The organism is Luteolibacter flavescens, assembly GCF_025950085.1.
GTDB lineage: Bacteria > Verrucomicrobiota > Verrucomicrobiia > Verrucomicrobiales > Akkermansiaceae > Haloferula > Haloferula flavescens.
The window spans coordinates 1-1,393 of record NZ_JAPDDS010000041.1; the positions used below are offsets into that span (position 1 = coordinate 1).

General features: G+C 57.6%; 1 protein-coding gene. It reads right to left on the minus strand.

The window, feature by feature from the left end; all coding sequences use genetic code 11:
- Positions 1-209 precede the first annotated feature (209 nt).
- Positions 210-1,393: NAD-dependent epimerase/dehydratase family protein (locus OKA04_RS24895; RefSeq protein ID WP_264503845.1), on the minus strand; the 1,184-nt coding region annotated here is incomplete at its 5' end.

Consider the following 1,393-nt stretch of genomic DNA (forward strand, 5'->3'; position numbering starts at 1 on the left):
ACATCTTACAGTTTCCCAATCCCAATACATTGCAGCTTACGCCTGTACGCGTGTATCCAACTATCCATATTGTACCAAACCAGCGTTGATAACAAAACTGAAACCGTCTCCGCTTGCTCCTGCCCACCGGCCATGGCGGCCCGGCCGGTCAGCCGCTCGCGTCGCGCAGCAAGCAATCCGTCCGCTGTCCGGAAAGGACGGCGGCGAGCTCAGACGCTGACGAGCTTCTTGCCGAGGATCATGTCGTCGGTGGTGAAGTCGGCCGCCTTCCTGAACGTGCCGCGGCCGAAGTCGAGGTTGTACGAGTCGGTGAGGCCCTCCACCAGGTCGTACTCCGGCTTCCACCCGAGCTCCAAGGTCGCCTTCTCGATTGACGCGAAGAAATGCTGGTCTCTGAAGGGGAAGGCCTTCTTCTTCCCGAAATCGAAGTCCTTGGGGTTGTAGTGGACGATCTCCGGCTCGGGGAATCCTCCAGCCTTGGCGCACGCCCGTGCTAGACCGTCGAAGGTGACGTACTTGGCGCCGGAGATGTTGAACACCTGCTTGCTCGCCTTCGGGTTGCCGAGCGCCAGCACGAACGCCGTCGCCAAGTCCTTGACATGGCCGAGCTGGGTGATTTGGTTGCCGGCACCGGGGACAGGGATGGGGCGGCCAGCCTTGAGCCGGTGGAAGAACCACTCCTCCACGGGGTTGTAGTTGAGCGGGCCGTAGATGTACACCGGCCTGATCGACGTCCAGTTCACGTCCCGGGTCTCCAGCAGGCTCTCCGTCTCCAGCTTCCCCTTGTGCCGGCTCTTCGGGTCGACGGCGTCGGTCTCGAAGTGCGGGAGCAGGTCTGATTTCAGGTACACTCCTGCTGATGAGCAGTAGATGTACTGTTCAAGGTTCGGCAATGCGTCTAGGATTGGGGCTACCTCAACAGCTTCTCTCCCGTTTATGTCGTAAACAACATCGAAGCCCTTTGCCGCAAGGCTTGTCTTAACGAAATCAAAGTCTTGCCTGTCACCTTTCAAGTGCAACACCTTTGAAGAGAACTCTGCATACTCTGCATCTGACTCTCCTGGCAACTGCTGGGTAATGGGGGCCTTTCCTCTAGTGAACAATGTGACCTGGTGCCCCTCCTTGACAAGGAGCCTGGACAAGAAGACACCAATGAACCTGGTTCCCCCCATCACAAGAATGTTCTTGGAGTCTGCAGCTGCTGCTACCTGCATCCTTGCCCCCCTTGGCTGCCATGACCTCCTCCTAGCCTGGGTTGAGATGGAGAGTGCTGCACTACTGAAGTCAGAGATAGGAGATGGTAGCAGGAGGCTGCTCTTCAGGGAGGCTGTTGCTGCCATCTCTCTCTCTTTTTTTTCTTGTTTACTCTCCTCAACCCTCCTCTCCCTGTGCT